Genomic DNA, 16,439 nt, shown 5'->3' on the forward strand with positions numbered 1-16,439 from the left:
ATGTCTGCTAATAATTCATCCAAAAATTCTCCCAAAAAAGCCACGACTGATTTACGTCAATTGCGTGATAGCCTGCGTCAGGCGCAACAAGTCAAGGCTGAGGAGGCGAAAAAGCCCGCTGCGACCGCGCCAGGCGGCCCGTCTGACAAGGCGCGTCAACCTGGTAGCTCAACCAGACCAGCGGCAAAGGTAGCCGAAAAATCTGCGCAAATCGGGACAAATGCCCCGTCTGAACGTGCGCTACCGTTTCGCAATCCGCCGCCTGTGATTACTTATCCCGAAGAATTGCCGGTATCGGGCAAGCGTGCCGAAATCGCCGAGGCTTTGCAAAAGCATCAGGTCATTATTGTTTGCGGTGAGACCGGATCAGGCAAGACGACCCAGTTACCAAAGATTTGTCTGGAGCTGGGGCGTGGTCAGAAGGGTCTGATCGGGCACACGCAGCCGCGCCGTATTGCCGCTTCATCGACTGCTAAACGGATTGCACAAGAGCTGAATTCGCCGCTCGGTGAACATGTCGGTTTCAAGGTGCGTTTTACCGATACCTTGACCAAAGGCGCGTCGGTCAAACTCATGACCGACGGTATTCTGCTGGCAGAAACGCAGACCGATCCGCTGCTCAGGCAATATGACACCATCATCATCGATGAGGCGCATGAGCGCAGTTTGAACATCGATTTCCTGCTCGGTTACCTCAAACAGCTATTACCCAAGCGCCGTGATCTGAAAATTATCATCACCTCGGCGACGATTGATGCGCAGCGCTTTGCCAATCATTTTGCAGACGATTCTGCCAATCCCGGCGGTCCAGAACCCAAGCTAGCACCGGTGATTGAAGTATCCGGTCGCCTGTATCCGGTTGAGGTGCGCTATCGCCCTGTGCAAGAAGATGACAAGGATAAAGGGCGCGACCTGATGACAGCGATCACGGATGCGGTTGATGAATTGTGTCGGGTTGGTTCTGGTGACGTGCTGGTATTTTTGCCAGGTGAGCGCGAGATCCGTGACGCTGCCGAAGCCTTGCGCAAGCATCATCCCGATCATGTCGAGATTTTGCCGCTATTCGCACGTCTGTCAGCACAAGAGCAAGAGCGTGTTTTTAAAGTCAGCAATGCGCGTCGCATCGTGCTGGCGACAAACGTCGCAGAGACATCGCTGACAGTACCGGGTATTCGTTACGTGGTCGATACCGGCCTGGCACGCGTCAAGCGCTACAGCTATCGCAACAAAGTAGAACAACTTCAGATCGAACCAGTTGCGCAGTCAGCCGCGAATCAGCGTGCTGGTCGTTGCGGCCGTGTCGCTGCGGGTGTGTGCATACGCTTGTACGAAGAAACTGATTACATCCAGCGACCAAAATTTACCGAACCAGAAATTCTGCGCTCATCCTTAGCTGCCGTTATTCTGCGGATGAAGTCCCTGCATTTGACGGATGTAGAAAGTTTCCCGTTTATCGAGCCACCACCCGGTCGGGCGATTGCTGATGGCTATCAGTTGCTGCAAGAATTAGGTGCGATGGATGAGGGTAATCAACTCACGCCGACTGGTAAGCAGCTCGCTAAATTGCCGCTCGATCCGCGTGTCGGACGCATGATTCTGGCGGCGCGTGACAATCAGGCACTGAGTGAAGTGCTGATCATCGCAGCCGCTTTGTCGGTGCAAGATCCGCGTGATCGCCCGATGGAAGCGCAAGCCGCCGCCGATCTCGCCCATAAAAAATTCGCCGATGAAAAATCCGAGTTCACTTCGTATCTCAAAATCTGGAAATGGTTTGAAGATGCGATAGAGCACAAAAAAACTAATCGCCAGTTGCAAGACAACTGTCGTGCGAACTTCCTCTCGCAAATGCGTTTGCGCGAGTGGCGCGATGTGCATAGCCAGTTGCTGACAATCGTCAAGGAGCAGGGCTGGCGCATGAATGAAGCACCAGCCACCTATGAACAATTGCACACGGCATTGCTCACGGGCTTACTCGGCAATATCGGCTATAAGTCCGATGAAGAAGCCCATTATCTTGGCGCACGCGCGATCAAGTTTTATATCTGGCCTGGCTCCACTTTAGCCAAAAAAGCAGGACGCTGGGTGATGGCCGCAGAGCTGGTGGATACCACACGTTTGTATGGCCGCTGCATCGCCCAGTTGCAACCAGAATGGTTGGAAAAAATCGGTGCTCATTTACTCAAAAAATCCTATGGTGAGCCACGCTGGGAAAAACGCACAGGACAAGTCTCTGCGTTCGAGCGGGCAAGCTTATATGGCTTAGTGGTGTATAGCCAGCGCCGCATTCAATATGGTTTGACACATCCTGCCGAAGCGCGTGAAATTTTTATCCGTGATGCACTGGTCGGCGGCGAGCTGGATACTCGCTTAGCGTTTTTTGCCCATAACCAAAAGCTGGTGCGTGAGATTGAAAATCTGGAGCACAAGTCACGTCGCCTCGATGTGCTAGTCGATGATGAATTGATTGCCGCGTTTTACGATAAGCATATCCCCGCTGACGTCTATAACGCGGTCTTGCTGGAGCAATGGCATAAGGACGCCATCAAGGAAAATCCTAAGCTGCTGTACTTGAACAAAGATGAATTGATGCGCCACGAAGCGGCCGGCATCACCACAGATCTGTTCCCGAAAACCATGCAAGTGAGCGGCGTCGCATTGCAACTCAGTTATCACTTCGAACCCGGCAGCCCGCGTGATGGTGTCACGCTCAGCGTCCCACTTTTTTCACTGAATCAAGTATCGGCAGAGCGCAGCGAATGGCTAGTGCCAGGCATGTTGAAAGAAAAAGTGCATTTGCTGATCAAGTCCTTGCCACAAAAAATTCGACGCCACTGCGTGCCGTTGCCGGAGTATGCCGCAGGTTTTTGTGAGCGCAATGAGTTCAGTACAGGGAATTTGCTGGATGTCGTGATTGCCGATATCCGGGAACAAACGGGTTTGCACTGTAAGACGACGGACTTCAAGTTTGAGACGCTGCCCGTCCATCTGACGATGAATTTTAAAGTCGTTGATGAGCACGGTCGTCAGCTTGATATGGGACGCAATCTGTCAAGCTTGCGTGCCGAATTCGGCGGACAGGCCAGAGAGAGTTTTCAACGGATCGCCTCTGCCGAAAAACTGGCGTTGCTTGACTCCGGGGCGCAGCTTGCTAATCAAACTACGAAGCAAACAGCAAACCAAACTGCCGGACAAACCAGTAAGCAGGCAAATCAGCAAACCAATGCCAAGTCTCATTCGTCAGATGCGTCTCGCAATCCGGCATCAAATCGCGCTGCTGTCACGCAATCCGCATCACAGCAGGCGAAGCTGCAAGAGAATCTGACTGCCTGGACCTTTGATGAATTGCCAGAGCTGCTGGAAGTTCAGCAGGGCAAACAAACGCTGATCGGTTATCCGGCACTGGTCGATAAGCTCACGCATTGTCATATCGAGGTCTTCGATGATCCCGATGAAGCGGCCCGTGTGCATCGCATCGGGATGCGGCGCCTGTTTGCTTTGCAGTTGAAAGAGCAAGTCAAGTTCCTGGAAAAAAATATCCCCGGCTTGCAGCAAATGGGCATGCAATTTATGGCCCTCGGCTCGCAGGAAGAGCTGCGTGATCAGATCATTCAGACTGCGCTGGAGCGCGCTTGTTTGCAACATCCGCTGCCAACCAATTCCGGTGAATTTAATAAGCGCCGCGAAGAAGGCAAGGGCAGATTAAATCTACTGGCGAACGAAATCGCCCGTCTCGCCGCGCAAATTCTAGGCGAGTATTACGGCCTGCCGAAAAAACTTCAAGGCATTAAAGCCCATGCCGCAGCAGAGCGCGATATACAAACCCAGTTGCAACAACTGATCGGCAAACGCTTTATCGCGGAGAATGACTTTACTCAGTTATCGCATTTCCCCCGTTATCTGAAAGCGATTACCGTGCGTCTGGAAAAATTACGTGCCGATCCGGCGCGTGATGCGAAATCACTGACGGAATGGAATAGCGTCGCACAGCCATGGCAACGCACGCCGCGTAAAACTGGAAACGATGCTGATCCTAAGTTGACGGAATTCCGCTGGCTGCTAGAAGAGTTGCGTGTGTCCTTATTCGCACAAGAATTACGCACGCCAATGCCGGTATCCGTAAAACGTTTGCAGAAGGTGTGGGAAAGTATGCAGCGCTGACCGCTGATGGCATAGAGCGGTGCATTTACGCGTCCTCACATTTGAATAGTTATATATTCAAGCATTGCAGTCAGACTGATAGCGTAAAAATAGACGTAACAGATAAGGGAGACGATGGATAATTCAGCGAATAAACTGACGGCTATCGACATCAATAAAAGTGCCGAAAGCCGGATAGAGGATGCGAAGCGCCAATTGATGGCAGAACTCAATGCATCCATCGACTGGTACCAAAAAGAAAGCGAATCCCGCGGCTGGCGCGCCCGCTGGCTGCGTGTAGCGATGATCGTCTGCGGTGGGCTGGCGACGATTACGCCGTCATTCTCGCAGATGGCAATATCGGACCGATGGACGATTTCTCCCTTGTGGACGTCGGTATTCATCGCCTTGACCGCAAGTTTGTACGCCTATGAAAAACTTTATGGTCATGCCGAAGCCTGGATGCGGTTTGTGCTGGCACAGCAAGAACTGGAGCGCTTGCGTGAAGAGTTTAGCTTGCACTGGCTGCAGCTATCCCTGAACCAGTCGCTGAGCCAATCACTAAACCAATCTGCCACGCCTGACGCCACGATCTGCATAGCCGAACTCCTGCGCGTCTCGACACACCGTCACGACATCGTCAAAAAAGAAACAGAAAAATGGACCAAGGCGTTTAAAGACGGATTGAAATCGACAACGCCCAAAACCAGTTCCAGTCCGGTAACTGACTAAGCGTTGTGCCAGCACCAGTTCCGCTTGATGTCCTCAAAGTTCAAGCGTCCTCGCCGGGGAGTGTGATGGCCGACTTGATGAATGCTAATAGAGACACATACTCCCCCTATTTATAAGTAAAATATGCCTTTATCCGCTTTATTCTATTGCGGATAAAAAATATACTGGGTAGGAGTATCATATAAAAGCATTCCTTATGCGGATAACCGGATTGTCTTTGCATTGGCTCTTCAGGCTGTTGGATATGGCGCAGCGCAGTTTTTTCTACCCTATTTCAGCAAGACGATCGCAAGATGTTTGCCCAGGTCAATCTTGCTCATCTACACCAAGCGCACTATTTGTGGCGTGTTTGGTAAAAGAATCACGGTCAAGTCAAAAAATAACATTAGAATAAGATTTCTCCCTTATTTTGCTGAATTGTCACCTCTATGCTGACGTCTCTTTTTAAAATGCACGCCGTATGAGCACCACTCTCTCGCCTTTGGTCAACTTGAGCGCGCAGGTGTATCACGTCTTGAGCGATTATTTTTTGCCGCTGGGTATTGCCATCGCATTAGTGCTATTCGTCGTGCTGATCGTATTTGGCCGTGGCAAAAACCACGAGCCCGCTTTACCAATATCTTTACCAGAACCAGAGACGCCGCCCCAAGACACCCGTACCCGCATCCTGATTGTCGATGACTCTGCAGTCGCCCGCGCCAAACTCGGCAAACTATTTGATAACGCAGGCTATAAAGTCGAACTTGCGGTCGATGGTGTCGAGGCGATGCATAAAATGGCGCAAGAATTTTTCGCGGTGCTGATCACGGATTTAGAAATGCCCAACATGAACGGTCTGGAGCTCATCGCCGCCGTGCTGGGCGGTATCGACACTGAGGACATGCCCATCATTGCGATCACAGGCCATGATGAGTTGCAGGCGAGGGTGCATGAGTACCAGGGCCTGTATGGCATCTTTAAAAAACCCTGGAACGACAGGGAATTATTAAAACGTGTTGAGGCGCTGGCGACTTTGCGTAAGCGACAGCATCTCGCCGCTACTTAATTGTATCTGGTTATTACTTCCTGAAAAGTCAATTACTCTGGTCGTTCGCACACTTCTTTTTGGTAAGAATCTAAGTCTTGTTGGAAACCTGCTTCTTCCCGATATAAACTAACTTTTTCTTTATCTAGTAATAAATAAACACTACAAGAATTTTTGTTACGTATGATTTGTGTGCCATATTTTTGCGGTTCGCCGTCTAATAATTTCAATCTGTCGTACATCATCGCAAAATATTTTCCTGACGGCTCACCTGACTTAAAACTATGTTCCAGGTTCACTAAAGCGAGTTCCATCAGTGGACGATCATTGATGGCATGCTGAGCAATAAAAAAGGCAGCTTTGCTTGCTTCTATCCCGACTTTATTTTCTGATGGCCAGCCAATCTGGCGAATAATCTTATTCAATCGTTCTGCATTGTAATGATCTGTAGAGAGCATTTTTTCTATCGTGCTTGGATTGTTAGCGATTAGATTTTTGCGAACAGCTTGATCCTGCTGAAACAAGGAGATTAGCTCTGTTGTTATTTCAGCTTTTTGGTCTGTTGCGCACGCTTGCTCTGTTCCAGTTAAATTCAGGCAAAGAATAAAAAGTAGAAGTAGTGCATGGGCTGAACATCTGCTCGTTAAAAAGTGAATCATTTTCTTGGCTTATTAAAATTGTGCGTCGCTTATTTTATCTTGACAGTTTATTCGCAAACAGTAGTTGATGTGTATTTTTTGTCATCACCCCGTCATACACAACTTATATCTTCTCAGTTCCATTCAACTGAGAGATTCCCATGTTGCCTTCACGTTCCTTGTCGTCCTATTTGCCTTTGTCCTTAGCCTGTTCTGCCACGGTCTTGCTCGCTGCATGTGGCGGCTCTAGTCCTGCCCCTTTGCTCACACTCAATGGTGACAAACCGATTGTGGTGGCGCATCGCGGTGCTTCGGGTTATTTGCCCGAAGAGACTTATGAAGCCTATGTCAAAGCGATTGAGCTCGGCGCTGATGCGATTGAGCCGGATCTCGTATCGACCAAAGACGGCGTGCTGATCGCCCGGCATGATCCTAATCTGGCGTACAGCACTGACATCGACAAACATCCGGAATTCGCCGCACGTAAAAAAACCATGAGCGTCGATGGTGAAGTGCAGACAGGCTGGTTCGCCAGTGATTTTACGTTTGCAGAGATCAAGACCTTGGGCGGCATCTCTACCGATGCAGAACGTCCGCAACAATACAATGGTCTGTATAAAATTGTCAGCTTTCAGGAGATTATTGATCTGGTCAAAGCCAAGAGCAAAGACACCGGACGCACGATTGCCGTCTATCCAGAAACCAAGAACCCCAGCTATCACCGCGCTCTGGGTTTGCCACTGGAAGACAAACTCATCGACCTGATCAACAAGGCTGGCTGGAACGATAAAACTGCACCGATCTATGTACAGTCTTTTGAGCCGGGCAGCCTGAAAGAGATGCGTAAAAAAGGCTTGAACACCAAGCTGATTCAACTGATTGATGCCGATGATGTCGATCTCAAGACCGGCGCGCTGACCTATGCGGCACCGTACGATCGTCCGTATGACTGGGCTTTGTCCGGCGATAAAAGATTATTCAGCGATATGGTGACGCCAGCCGGTCTGGCCGAGATTAAAACCTATGCAGACGGCATCGGTCCGTGGAAGCGTTACATCGTCAGCGTCAAGGGCACGGTAGGTGCCGATGGCAAAATTGTTGACGTCAACGGCGATGGCAAAATCAATGATGCCGACACCACAACCCTCGCACCAAGCACACTGATCAGCGACGCGCATAAAGCAGGTTTGCTGCTGCATCCTTACACTTTCCGCAACGAAAAGCGTCGTCTCGCCGCGAATTACAACGGCGATCCTAAGGCCGAATATATGCAGTTTTTCCGCCTCGGCGTGGATGGGATGTTTTCAGATTTCGCCGACACGGCACTGGCTGCGCGCGCAGATTATCTGAAAGAGACCGGCCGTTAATCCTGGCTATCTGATGCATAACAGGACCGTCGTGCAAGTGCATAGCGGTCCTGTTTTGCCTCTGCTCCTCAGTTGGCGACGCTCTGATTAAGGCGTAGTATCCCATTTCCTATGCCGCGATAGACAGAGATCAACGGTGTCAAACGATGCCAGTCAGATTTTGCAGCATAGCAAAATACGAATAACGACTCAGGAGATAAAAATGCATTATGTAGATGGATTTGTCGCCGCGGTACCTACCGCCAATCGCGACGCATATAAAAAATATTCCGAAGGATTTGCGGCAATTTTTAAAGAAGCAGGCGTCCTCCATTACGTTGAAACCTGGGGCGTCGACGTACCCGAGGGCAAGCTGACCTCGTTCCCGATGGCAGTCCAATGCAAGCCTGATGAAACGGTCGTGTTCTCGTGGATGACCTGGCCATCCAAAGAAGTCCGTGACGCTGCCTGGGACCAACTCATGAAAGACCCGCGCTTCGATCCTGCGGTCACTCCCATGCCCTTTGATGGCAAGCGCATGATCTTTGGCGGATTTGAAGTTCTCGTGAACCGATAATCTAAATAAGCCGCAATAGGCGCAGTCGCCACCCCAAGCACAGTGACTAATCCATGTGTGTAGCGGCAACATGACTAGCCGGTACTCCAGTCGGCAATCCAATCGACTAATCCAATCGATAATCTAATTGGTCAGTCAACGTCAGATAAACAGTGAAGACAATTCATGAAAAAAATCACACCCTGCCTTTGGTTCAACTTCAACGCCGAAGAAGCCGTCCATCATTACCTCAGTATTTTTAGTAACGCAAAAATTCACGAAGTATCCCGTTATGGCGACGCCATGCCTGCGCTTGCCGGTAAAGTGCTGACCATGCGTTTTGAGCTAGAGGGGCAGGAATTTATTGCCCTCAATGCCGGGCCACAATTTCCGTTCACTGAGGCGATTTCACTCAGCGTGGATTGTCAGGATCAGACAGAGGTCGACATGATGTGGAGCAAGCTCAGCGAAGGCGGCAGCCCCGGTGCCTGCGGCTGGCTCAAGGACAGATTCGGCCTCTCATGGCAGATCGTTCCGCGCCCGCTGATCGCTATGCTGAATGATCCCGACGCTGCCAAGTCATCCCGTGTAATGCAAGCGATGATGGCGATGAGCAAGATCGATATTGCCGCGTTAGAGCAAGCGTATCGCGGCGAATAAATACAGAGCCTGAAGTACCATAAAGTACCAACTTAATACGCAATTCCCATGCGCCTTTCAGACCAATTCTGGCTTGCAGGCCGCATGGAGGCTGCGGATAGCGTTGTACAGTTTAAAATGAGTTCTGCGAATAAGGATAGTTTTTCCCTTTTTTTAAACTTTTTAAACTTCTAAAACCTTGAAAAAACTTAGGATTTTTTAGCTGCCAGCACGCTGCCAAAACGGCAGCACAATGCGACCATTGCGTTTTGCCATTGCCAGTAACGCCAGCGTTACGAGCACCACCACAGCCAGCGCAATTGCCGATCCCTCGATACCAAATGCACCGCCGGTCAGCCAGTCAGGTCCATTCATTTTGCCGATATACAAGCCATTGCGTGCCGGATGTCCCGATACCGATACCGAAAAAATACCATCCTGAAAAAAATTCCAGGCCGCATGCATCGCAACGCATAACCACAGTCTGCCCGTCACCATGAACGCCGCCGCCAGCAACAATCCGGCTGCCGTGATGCTGGCAAAGCCAAGGACAGTAATATTGTCATTCACCAGATGCATCGCACCGAACACCACCGCCGATGTCAGCAACGCCAGCCAGCTTCCCAGTGATTGCTGCACCACGCGGAAGAACACCCCGCGCAACAGCATCTCCTCGACCATGCCGATGGTCAGATGCGTCAGCAAAGGGATCATGATCACATTCCAGGGCGATTTTGCCGTGATCTGAAATCCACCCAGCAAGGCAATCACACCCACTGTCATACAGACCATTGCCCCGCCAAGCACAAAGCCGGTGCTGAATTCACTCACGACACCCTTCAACGACAATTCAAGCGCTGAGCGCCTCTCAACTTTGCGCACATACCAGACATAACAACCATACCCGATAAAGGCACCGCATAACTGACCGATCTTGGTATACAACTTCTCATCAAAAAATTTTGACGAAGCTGCCTGGATTATCAAGAACGGCACCAGAAAACAAAACACCGCCAGCACAATACGCGTCAGCGGAAACTCGACAATACGTCGCCCCAATGAGATCGCTGGCGCGCTTGCCGAAGGGGCTGTCACGTTGCCTGCAATCGTGTCTGCAATGGGAGTAGATACGTTGGTGTCGTTGGTAGTCATGATGTGATCTGTCAGGTATCAGTGAGGCTTGGATCAAGTCTGGATGAGGCCCGAGAGAATAGTAGTTGTCGATGAAAAGGACTGTATCGTCACCCCGCATCGCAAACAAGCGCATTGCGACAAACTGCAAAATTCAGGGAACAGTTTGCAGAGGTTATCAGGTAGTCTGGTTGCCTGCCTTGATGATAGAGCGTGCGCGGATAGGATCTATTTTTATTGATGCGCTCTATTTATTCGGATCGATAAATTAGCAGACAGTAGGGTGCGCCGTGCGCACCAGTGATGCAGAAGAATGGTTGTTACGGGTAATGCAAATACAAAGCGGTGCGCATGGCGCACCCTACGGGCTAGCTGCATGTTCAGAGTGTCAGCCGAAGTCAAACGAAGCGACCTTAAGAAAATTAGCGTCAATCAGCTTACTTCTTCTCTACGGTATTGGATGATACCGCAGGCTTATTCACCGGCACCGCTGGATGTGACGACCAGACGACGCTGATGATCTTCCATTGACTGTCTGCATTTTTCATCATCTGCCAGGTCTCCACGCCGTAGTTCTCTACCTGATTGTCTTTCACAAATTCATAATCGAAGATTACCCAAGCAATGTGCCCGTCTTGGGTAATCTGAATATTGCTAAAGCGTTCGTCCAGATTGCCTTTATCCTTTGCAACGAATTGCGCAAAACTTGTATAACTGCTTGATCCAGTACCGTCAAAACTAGGGTCAAATTTCTCCCGCACAGAACGCACCATCTCCGGTGACGCTGGTGATTCAAACATCAGCTTGGAATGCAGCATCAGACCAGCTAGTTGTTTCAGATTCTTAGTCCGGATCGCCATCTGAAAATCCTGCGTCACTTGCGTAATCGCCTGTATATCCTCAGGTGTGCTTACACGTGCTCGTGTTGGAGTGTCGGCGAGGGCGATTGACGAGAGCAGAGTGCAAAATAATGCACAAAGAAACAACGTACGATGCATGGGAAATCTTTATATATTTTTATGAAAAATAGAAACGTAAAAAACTAAAATGGTATGCCTAAAGCAGGCATACCATTCATATCCTAAAATCTCTTACAGCAACTCTTAAATACTACTTCCTCTTCGCAACAATCCCCTCAATCTGATCCATGATGCTATTCATGCGCGCCACAATTGCTTTGTACGGTGTTGGCGTGGCGAGGTCGACGCCTGCTGCTTTTACTAGCTCATACGGATATTGCGAGCCGCCTGCTTTGAGGATGTTGAGGTAGTTGTCGCGTGCGCCGGGTTTGCCCTTGAGGATGTCGTCGGCGAACATGGTGCCGGCGGCGATTGAGGTGGCGTATTGGAAGACATAGAAGCGGTTATAAAAATGCGGGATGGCGGCCCATTCGATCGCGTACTGGTCGTCGATCTTGAGGATGTTTTGTGCGTCGCCGTGGTAGGTCTTGAGGATGTCGCCGTAGATTTTGGTCAGGGCTTCGCCGGTCAGGGATTCGCCTTTGTCGACCTTGGCGTGTACGGTGCGTTCGAAGTCGGCGAACATGGCTTGACGGAAGAAGGTGCCACGGATGCCTTCGAGTTCTGAGCCTAGATAGGCGAGGCGTTCTTCATCGGTTTTGGCGATCTTGAGCATGTGATCTTGCAGCAGCACCTGATTGGTGGTGGAGGCGATTTCTGCAGTGAAGATCGGGTAGTCGGAGGTGATGAAGGGCTGCGATTTATTCGCGAGATACGAGTGCATGCCGTGACCCCATTCGTGCGCGAGGGTGGAGACGGATTCGTAATCATCGTTGTGATTGAGCAGGATGTACGGATGGACATCGTAGGAGGTTCCTTGCATGTAGGCGCCGGAACGTTTTTTCGGACGCGGGTAGACGTCCATCCAGCGCTCAGTCACGGCTTTGCCCAGCGCTTTGACATAGTCATCACCGAGCGGTTTGACTGCGGCGAGCATCAGGTCGACACCTTGCGCAATCGGGAAATTCAGCGCGGCCTTGTCCTGCGCAGTGATCATCGGCGGGTAGATGTCGTAGTAGTGCAGGTCGGGGATGCCCATGAGTTTGCTACGTAATTTGAAGTAGCGATGCAAGGTCGGCAGGTTGGCGCGGGTTTGTTCGATCAGGGTGTCGTAGACGGCGCGTGGTAGTTTGTTGCCGTCCAGTGCCTGGGTCAGCGAGTCGGGGTAGTTGCGGACTTTGGCATAGACCGAATCTTTTTTCAGCATCTCGTAGAAGGTGACGCCGTAGGTCTGTTCATACGATTTCCATGTGGACCAATATTGATCGAACACTTGCTTGCGCATATTGCGGTCGCCGCTGGTGCGGTACTTGGTGTAAGCGGACTGGTCGAGCGTGATTTCTTTGCCCTCGACGCTGATCTTTGGCCACTGCGTATCGGAATTAGACAGGGTGGAATGCACGGCTTGCGCAGCATTGGCTGTCAGACCAAAGGCGGCGACGATGTCTTCCCCTTTGTTGTCGAGCGTGTGGCTGGCGGTGCGCAGGATGTCGTCCATCGGATGCGCATAGATTTTGAGCGAGGCATCTTGCTTCAGGAATCCTTGGATCTTCGGTGCACCGATGCGCAGGATCTCCGGACGTAGAAACGAGCTGGCTTCTTCGACCTTGCTCATCAGGATTTCGGCACGCTGGTTGATGTCGAGACCCGCGCTGTCGCCAGTGTTCTGATCATGCAGGAAGGACGCATAGTTAGCGAGTCGCGCCAGACGTTTTTGCAAATCCTGATTCAGATCTATACAGGCTTTAAAGCGTTTGACCGAGCTGCCGATCTGACCTTTGCAGGTATTGAATTCTTTTAATTGTGCATCGAGCTTGGCGGCGTCTTTGTCCCAATCGGCACTGCTGGCGTAGAGATCTTTCAGATTCCAGCGGTCGGCGTCGGTCTCTGCGTGGGCAAAGGCTGGCAGGGTGAAGGCAATCGCGAGGGAGAGGATGCTGCGCTGGAGAGATTTTTTCATGGCTGGTCGTCGGTTTGTCTGGTTGTTGTAAGTCGGGATGTCTCTGTCTGAATAAGCAATGCGCCTGACAGCTTTGTTCGCGAGTTGGTGGTGCGCAATGGCAATACGCACGGCAATACGGGACATAAGCGCCGTAGCACAAGCTTTGCCGCATTATTTTGTCTGAAAACCTGGCGTAAAAGATGTTTTTTTTGAAAATATTTTTTCTAAGGAATTAGACGGGCGCTTATCTTGGCGTGGGTGGGTTTGGATGAATTTTATTTGGGATGATGTTGGGCTGACTTTTGGGCGACTTTTGTCGGGTGGGGTGCGGACGCCTTTCTTCCGGGAGATGGAGAGGGGATGTTGTCCGGGGAGTCAGGGATTTTACATTTGCTCCAGCGTGTGAGCCTGTTATTTGCGGGTGCCATTTTCTACAGCTTCTTCCGACTATGTATCTGCTATCAGGACATGAGTCGATTGGTTATAATCTGCGTATGCGACTTTCTTTCCGACTTCGAACCTTCACTATCTGGCTTGCGTGCTGCGCATTGCTGTTGAATGTGCTGATGCCGTCGATGGCGATGCCGGTGCGCAGCCAGAGCGGCGCGTTGATCGAAATTTGTAGTGCGGTCGGGAATAAGTGGGTTGACCGTGTTACTGGTCAAGTCGTGAAAGTCACGTCTGTTCAGGCAGGCAAGAGTACTGGCGCTGCATCGGGACTCACACCGGACTCCGGTTCGCAGCAGGCGTCGTCGCATTGTGCTCTGTGTCTGTTGCATAGCGATGATCAGTTGTTTTTACCATCTGTCACTGCTGCTTCGGTAGTGCCGCGTTTTACGCAGACTTTTTCTGCGCTGTTTTATCAATCCCCTCAACCACTGTTCTCCTGGGTGAGCGCCAATCCGCGTGCGCCGCCTGTCTTGTCCTGAATCTCTGATGCTGCATGCCTAGCTGAGTTCGCTTTGCATGATGTTTTGCTGTATTCATTCAGGAAATTTATGTCTGACTATTTAAAAATCTCCGCCGCATGGCAGTGCGCTGCGGCTGATCGCTGTTTGTCTGCCACATTGCCCTTCAGGTTGTGCGAGGTGGCGCTATGACCTCACGTCGTGCCTTACTCCAATTCGGTACAGTCACTGCCGTGATGGCGACTATCGGTGGCGGTATCATCGCTGGTTGCTCGCGTTCTGCGCCGGTGTTTACCGGACTCGATATTACGGGGGCGGACTTCGGCAAGGTGCTTCATTTGCGTAGTCCTGATGGCGTTGTTCGCACGCTGGGTAGCTTTAAAGGACGCTATGTGATGCTGTTCTTTGGCTTCACTCAATGTCCTGATGTTTGCCCGACAGCCTTGGCGCGAGCGGTTGAGGTGCGCAAATTGCTTGGTGCTGAGGGCGACAACATTCAGGTCGTGTTTGTGACGATTGATCCTGAGCGCGACACGCCTGAATTGCTGCGGCAATACACGGCGGCGTTTGACCCCGGGTTTTTGGGATTGAGCGGTTCTGTGTCTGAAACGGAAGAGGCGGCGAAGGAGTTCAGGATTTTTTATAAAAAAATTCCTAGCGGCAGTTCTTACACCATGGATCACACCGCGATCACCTATGTATTTGACACCGAGGGGCGCATCCGTCTCGCACTCAAACATGAACAAACTGCCAGTCAGTGTGCGCAGGATATGCGCAGCCTGATGGCGTCTCACACTATTTAATGAAGGATCACATTATGAAAACGAGCATGAACACAATCATCAATATAACCACCAATACAGTCACCAGCACATTTACTTTTTCCCAAAGCCGTCTCCTTAGATTGGTTGGCGCAAGCGTACTCAGCGTTGCTGCGATATCAGCGCAGGCGCAAGTCACTGTCAAAGATGCCTGGGTGCGCTCTACCGTCAGCCAGCAAAAGGTGACGGGCGCTTTTATGCAACTGACTTCGGCGCAAGATGTGCGTTTGATCGAGGTGCGCTCATCTGCCGCTGCGACGGTGGAATTGCATAAGATGGAGATGGTCGACAACGTGATGAAAATGCGGGCTGTCCCAGCACTGGATTTACCAGCCGGGAAAGCTGTTGAGCTGAATCCGGGTGGATATCACGTGATGCTGATTGATCTGAAATCGCAGGTCAAAGAGGGCGATCTGATTCCTCTGACTCTGGTAGTCGAGGGTAAGGATAAAAAGCGCACGATGATCGAGATCAAGGCTGCTGCAAAACCGCTGAATCAGGCGGCGAGCAGCGCGATGCATCATTAATTTTTTTATCGACAGGAGTAGATCATGCAAGCGATTACCACCACCTCTCAACATGCTGAGACACCGGCACATGCGACTGCCTCGTTGACATTGAGTACCTTACGTTGTTTTAACGTGGCGGCGATTTGTGTTCTGGGTATCTGGCATGCTTATGCGTTTTATCTGAGTCAGTCCTTACGCCATAGCCCGCCATCACCAGTGATTGAATTTCAGTTAATAAACCAAGCGAATCACGCGGCGACAGGGAATAAACCAAACCTATCCATGAAACCGGCTACAACATCACTAAAAAGAGAATTCATATGAAGCAAATGACACAGATAGCAAACGTTGAACATACTAAAAACACTAAGCACATTAAGCACACTAAGCATATTAAGCACGCCCCGCTGATTCTAGTAGCGTTGGCGGCTTTGGTGGGCATGGTGTCGCCAATGGCGAACGCTCATGTCACGATGGAGCAAACGACCGCATTTACAGGTGCTTATCAAAAGCTGACATTTAAGATTGGTCATGGCTGTGAGGGCAGTGGCACCCATACCGTGAAAGTCACATTGCCTGATGGTGTGATGGGCGCCAAACCCATGCCCAAAGCGGGCTGGAAGCTGACTACCCAAGTTGAGGACCTGGCGACACCATATCAGTCACACGGTAAAACTATCAGCAAAGATGTGCGTGAGGTGAGCTGGTCTGAGGGACTATTGCCGGACGCGCATTATGATGAGTTTTCAGTTCAGGTGAAATTGCCGGATACGCCGGGTAAGTTGTATTTTAAAGTCACGCAGTTGTGTGAGCAGGGACGCTGGGATTGGGTAGAAATCCCGAAGGAAGGTCAAAGCAAAAAAGACTTAAAAGCACCAGCGCCGATGCTGGATGTACAGGGGAAGCAAGAGGCAGGACATCAGCATTGAGCGCTAGCTAAACAGGACTGACGCAAAACCAAACTCTCTCACCATAGCAACACCGAGGCACCGAGGCACCGAGGCACAGAGGCACAGAGAAAAGGCAGGAGTAAGCGG

15 protein-coding genes are annotated in these 16,439 nt (G+C 50.8%); 11 read left to right on the forward strand and 4 right to left on the reverse strand.

What is annotated here, in order from left to right; all coding sequences use genetic code 11:
- From hrpA to ACO0K3_RS07670, 3 genes are all read left to right on the forward strand, one after another.
- Positions 1 to 4,158, forward strand: a complete 4,158-nt coding sequence (gene hrpA / locus ACO0K3_RS07660) for an ATP-dependent RNA helicase HrpA (protein WP_422983386.1) — start codon at positions 1 to 3, stop codon at positions 4,156 to 4,158.
- 114 nt (positions 4,159 to 4,272) lie between these two features.
- Positions 4,273 to 4,869, forward strand: a complete 597-nt coding sequence (locus ACO0K3_RS07665; protein ID WP_422983388.1) for a DUF4231 domain-containing protein — start codon at positions 4,273 to 4,275, stop codon at positions 4,867 to 4,869.
- 460 nt (positions 4,870 to 5,329) lie between these two features.
- A complete protein-coding gene (locus ACO0K3_RS07670) occupies positions 5,330 to 5,914 on the forward strand; it encodes a response regulator (RefSeq protein WP_422983390.1) in 585 nt (194 codons plus the stop codon).
- Between the two features lie 32 nt (positions 5,915 to 5,946).
- On the opposite strand, the gene ACO0K3_RS07675 is transcribed toward ACO0K3_RS07670, so the two are convergent.
- The gene (locus tag ACO0K3_RS07675) at positions 5,947 to 6,552 is read right to left on the reverse strand and encodes a DUF6624 domain-containing protein (protein ID WP_422983392.1); all 606 of its coding nucleotides are present in this window, start codon (positions 6,550 to 6,552) and stop codon (positions 5,947 to 5,949) included.
- 140 nt (positions 6,553 to 6,692) lie between these two features.
- On the opposite strand from ACO0K3_RS07675, the gene ACO0K3_RS07680 reads away from it, so the two are divergent.
- The 3 genes from ACO0K3_RS07680 to ACO0K3_RS07690 all read left to right on the forward strand — a co-directional run bounded on the left by ACO0K3_RS07680 (position 6,693) and on the right by ACO0K3_RS07690 (position 9,093).
- On the forward strand, positions 6,693 to 7,898 hold the full coding sequence (locus tag ACO0K3_RS07680) for a glycerophosphodiester phosphodiesterase (RefSeq protein ID WP_422983394.1): 1,206 nt from the start codon (positions 6,693 to 6,695) through the stop codon (positions 7,896 to 7,898).
- 202 nt (positions 7,899 to 8,100) lie between these two features.
- On the forward strand, positions 8,101 to 8,454 hold the full coding sequence (locus ACO0K3_RS07685; RefSeq protein WP_422983396.1) for a DUF1428 domain-containing protein: 354 nt from the start codon (positions 8,101 to 8,103) through the stop codon (positions 8,452 to 8,454).
- A gap of 165 nt (positions 8,455 to 8,619) precedes the next feature.
- Positions 8,620 to 9,093, forward strand: a complete 474-nt coding sequence (locus ACO0K3_RS07690) for a VOC family protein (protein WP_422983398.1) — start codon at positions 8,620 to 8,622, stop codon at positions 9,091 to 9,093.
- A 198-nt stretch (positions 9,094 to 9,291) separates the two neighbouring features.
- Here ACO0K3_RS07690 and ACO0K3_RS07695 read toward each other — a convergent pair whose 3' ends face one another.
- The 3 genes from ACO0K3_RS07695 to pepF form a co-directional block, all read right to left on the reverse strand.
- Positions 9,292 to 10,224 carry a lysostaphin resistance A-like protein gene (locus ACO0K3_RS07695; RefSeq protein ID WP_422983400.1) on the reverse strand — a complete coding sequence of 311 codons (933 nt, stop codon included), beginning with the start codon at positions 10,222 to 10,224 and terminating at the stop codon, positions 9,292 to 9,294.
- A gap of 416 nt (positions 10,225 to 10,640) precedes the next feature.
- The gene (locus ACO0K3_RS07700) at positions 10,641 to 11,201 is read right to left on the reverse strand and encodes a YybH family protein (RefSeq protein ID WP_422983402.1); all 561 of its coding nucleotides are present in this window, start codon (positions 11,199 to 11,201) and stop codon (positions 10,641 to 10,643) included.
- 112 nt (positions 11,202 to 11,313) lie between these two features.
- Complete coding sequence (gene pepF / locus ACO0K3_RS07705) at positions 11,314 to 13,308, reverse strand: oligoendopeptidase F (RefSeq protein ID WP_422983404.1); 1,995 nt, start codon at positions 13,306 to 13,308, stop codon at positions 11,314 to 11,316.
- A gap of 350 nt (positions 13,309 to 13,658) precedes the next feature.
- On the opposite strand from pepF, the gene ACO0K3_RS07710 reads away from it, so the two are divergent.
- The 5 genes from ACO0K3_RS07710 to ACO0K3_RS07730 all read left to right on the forward strand — a co-directional run bounded on the left by ACO0K3_RS07710 (position 13,659) and on the right by ACO0K3_RS07730 (position 16,331).
- Entirely contained in the window at positions 13,659 to 14,093 is a 435-nt protein-coding gene (locus ACO0K3_RS07710) for a DUF2946 domain-containing protein (RefSeq protein ID WP_422983406.1), read from the forward strand.
- A gap of 167 nt (positions 14,094 to 14,260) precedes the next feature.
- Positions 14,261 to 14,875, forward strand: coding sequence for an SCO family protein (locus tag ACO0K3_RS07715; RefSeq protein ID WP_422983408.1), 615 nt, complete (start codon positions 14,261 to 14,263; stop codon positions 14,873 to 14,875).
- Between the two features lie 14 nt (positions 14,876 to 14,889).
- Entirely contained in the window at positions 14,890 to 15,420 is a 531-nt protein-coding gene (locus ACO0K3_RS07720; RefSeq protein WP_422983410.1) for a copper chaperone PCu(A)C, read from the forward strand.
- Positions 15,421 to 15,444: 24 nt separating this feature from the next.
- Positions 15,445 to 15,726, forward strand: a complete 282-nt coding sequence (locus ACO0K3_RS07725) for a hypothetical protein (protein ID WP_422983412.1) — start codon at positions 15,445 to 15,447, stop codon at positions 15,724 to 15,726.
- Positions 15,723 to 16,331: a YcnI family protein gene (locus ACO0K3_RS07730; protein ID WP_422983414.1), complete on the forward strand. Its 609-nt coding sequence runs from the start codon at positions 15,723 to 15,725 to the stop codon at positions 16,329 to 16,331. Before ACO0K3_RS07725 ends, ACO0K3_RS07730 begins: the two co-directional genes overlap by 4 nt.
- Positions 16,332 to 16,439: the final 108 nt, after the last annotated feature.

Origin of the sequence: Undibacterium sp. Rencai35W, assembly GCF_049340185.1 — a bacterium.
Lineage (GTDB): Bacteria > Pseudomonadota > Gammaproteobacteria > Burkholderiales > Burkholderiaceae_D > Undibacterium.

Bases quoted from the DNA above. Each gene is read 5' to 3' on its own strand.
- hrpA (WP_422983386.1), top strand. From the start codon at position 1: ATGTCTGCTAATAATTCATCCAAAAATTCTCCCAAAAAAGCCACGACT.
- ACO0K3_RS07665 (WP_422983388.1), top strand. From the start codon at position 4,273: ATGGATAATTCAGCGAATAAACTGACGGCTATCGACATCAATAAAAGT.
- ACO0K3_RS07670 (WP_422983390.1), top strand. From the start codon at position 5,330: ATGAGCACCACTCTCTCGCCTTTGGTCAACTTGAGCGCGCAGGTGTAT.
- ACO0K3_RS07675 (WP_422983392.1), bottom strand. From the start codon at position 6,552: ATGATTCACTTTTTAACGAGCAGATGTTCAGCCCATGCACTACTTCTA.
- ACO0K3_RS07680 (WP_422983394.1), top strand. From the start codon at position 6,693: ATGTTGCCTTCACGTTCCTTGTCGTCCTATTTGCCTTTGTCCTTAGCC.
- ACO0K3_RS07685 (WP_422983396.1), top strand. From the start codon at position 8,101: ATGCATTATGTAGATGGATTTGTCGCCGCGGTACCTACCGCCAATCGC.
- ACO0K3_RS07690 (WP_422983398.1), top strand. From the start codon at position 8,620: ATGAAAAAAATCACACCCTGCCTTTGGTTCAACTTCAACGCCGAAGAA.
- ACO0K3_RS07695 (WP_422983400.1), bottom strand. From the start codon at position 10,224: ATGACTACCAACGACACCAACGTATCTACTCCCATTGCAGACACGATT.
- ACO0K3_RS07700 (WP_422983402.1), bottom strand. From the start codon at position 11,201: ATGCATCGTACGTTGTTTCTTTGTGCATTATTTTGCACTCTGCTCTCG.
- pepF (WP_422983404.1), bottom strand. From the start codon at position 13,308: ATGTCCCGTATTGCCGTGCGTATTGCCATTGCGCACCACCAACTCGCG.
- ACO0K3_RS07710 (WP_422983406.1), top strand. From the start codon at position 13,659: ATGCGACTTTCTTTCCGACTTCGAACCTTCACTATCTGGCTTGCGTGC.
- ACO0K3_RS07715 (WP_422983408.1), top strand. From the start codon at position 14,261: ATGACCTCACGTCGTGCCTTACTCCAATTCGGTACAGTCACTGCCGTG.
- ACO0K3_RS07720 (WP_422983410.1), top strand. From the start codon at position 14,890: ATGAAAACGAGCATGAACACAATCATCAATATAACCACCAATACAGTC.
- ACO0K3_RS07725 (WP_422983412.1), top strand. From the start codon at position 15,445: ATGCAAGCGATTACCACCACCTCTCAACATGCTGAGACACCGGCACAT.
- ACO0K3_RS07730 (WP_422983414.1), top strand. From the start codon at position 15,723: ATGAAGCAAATGACACAGATAGCAAACGTTGAACATACTAAAAACACT.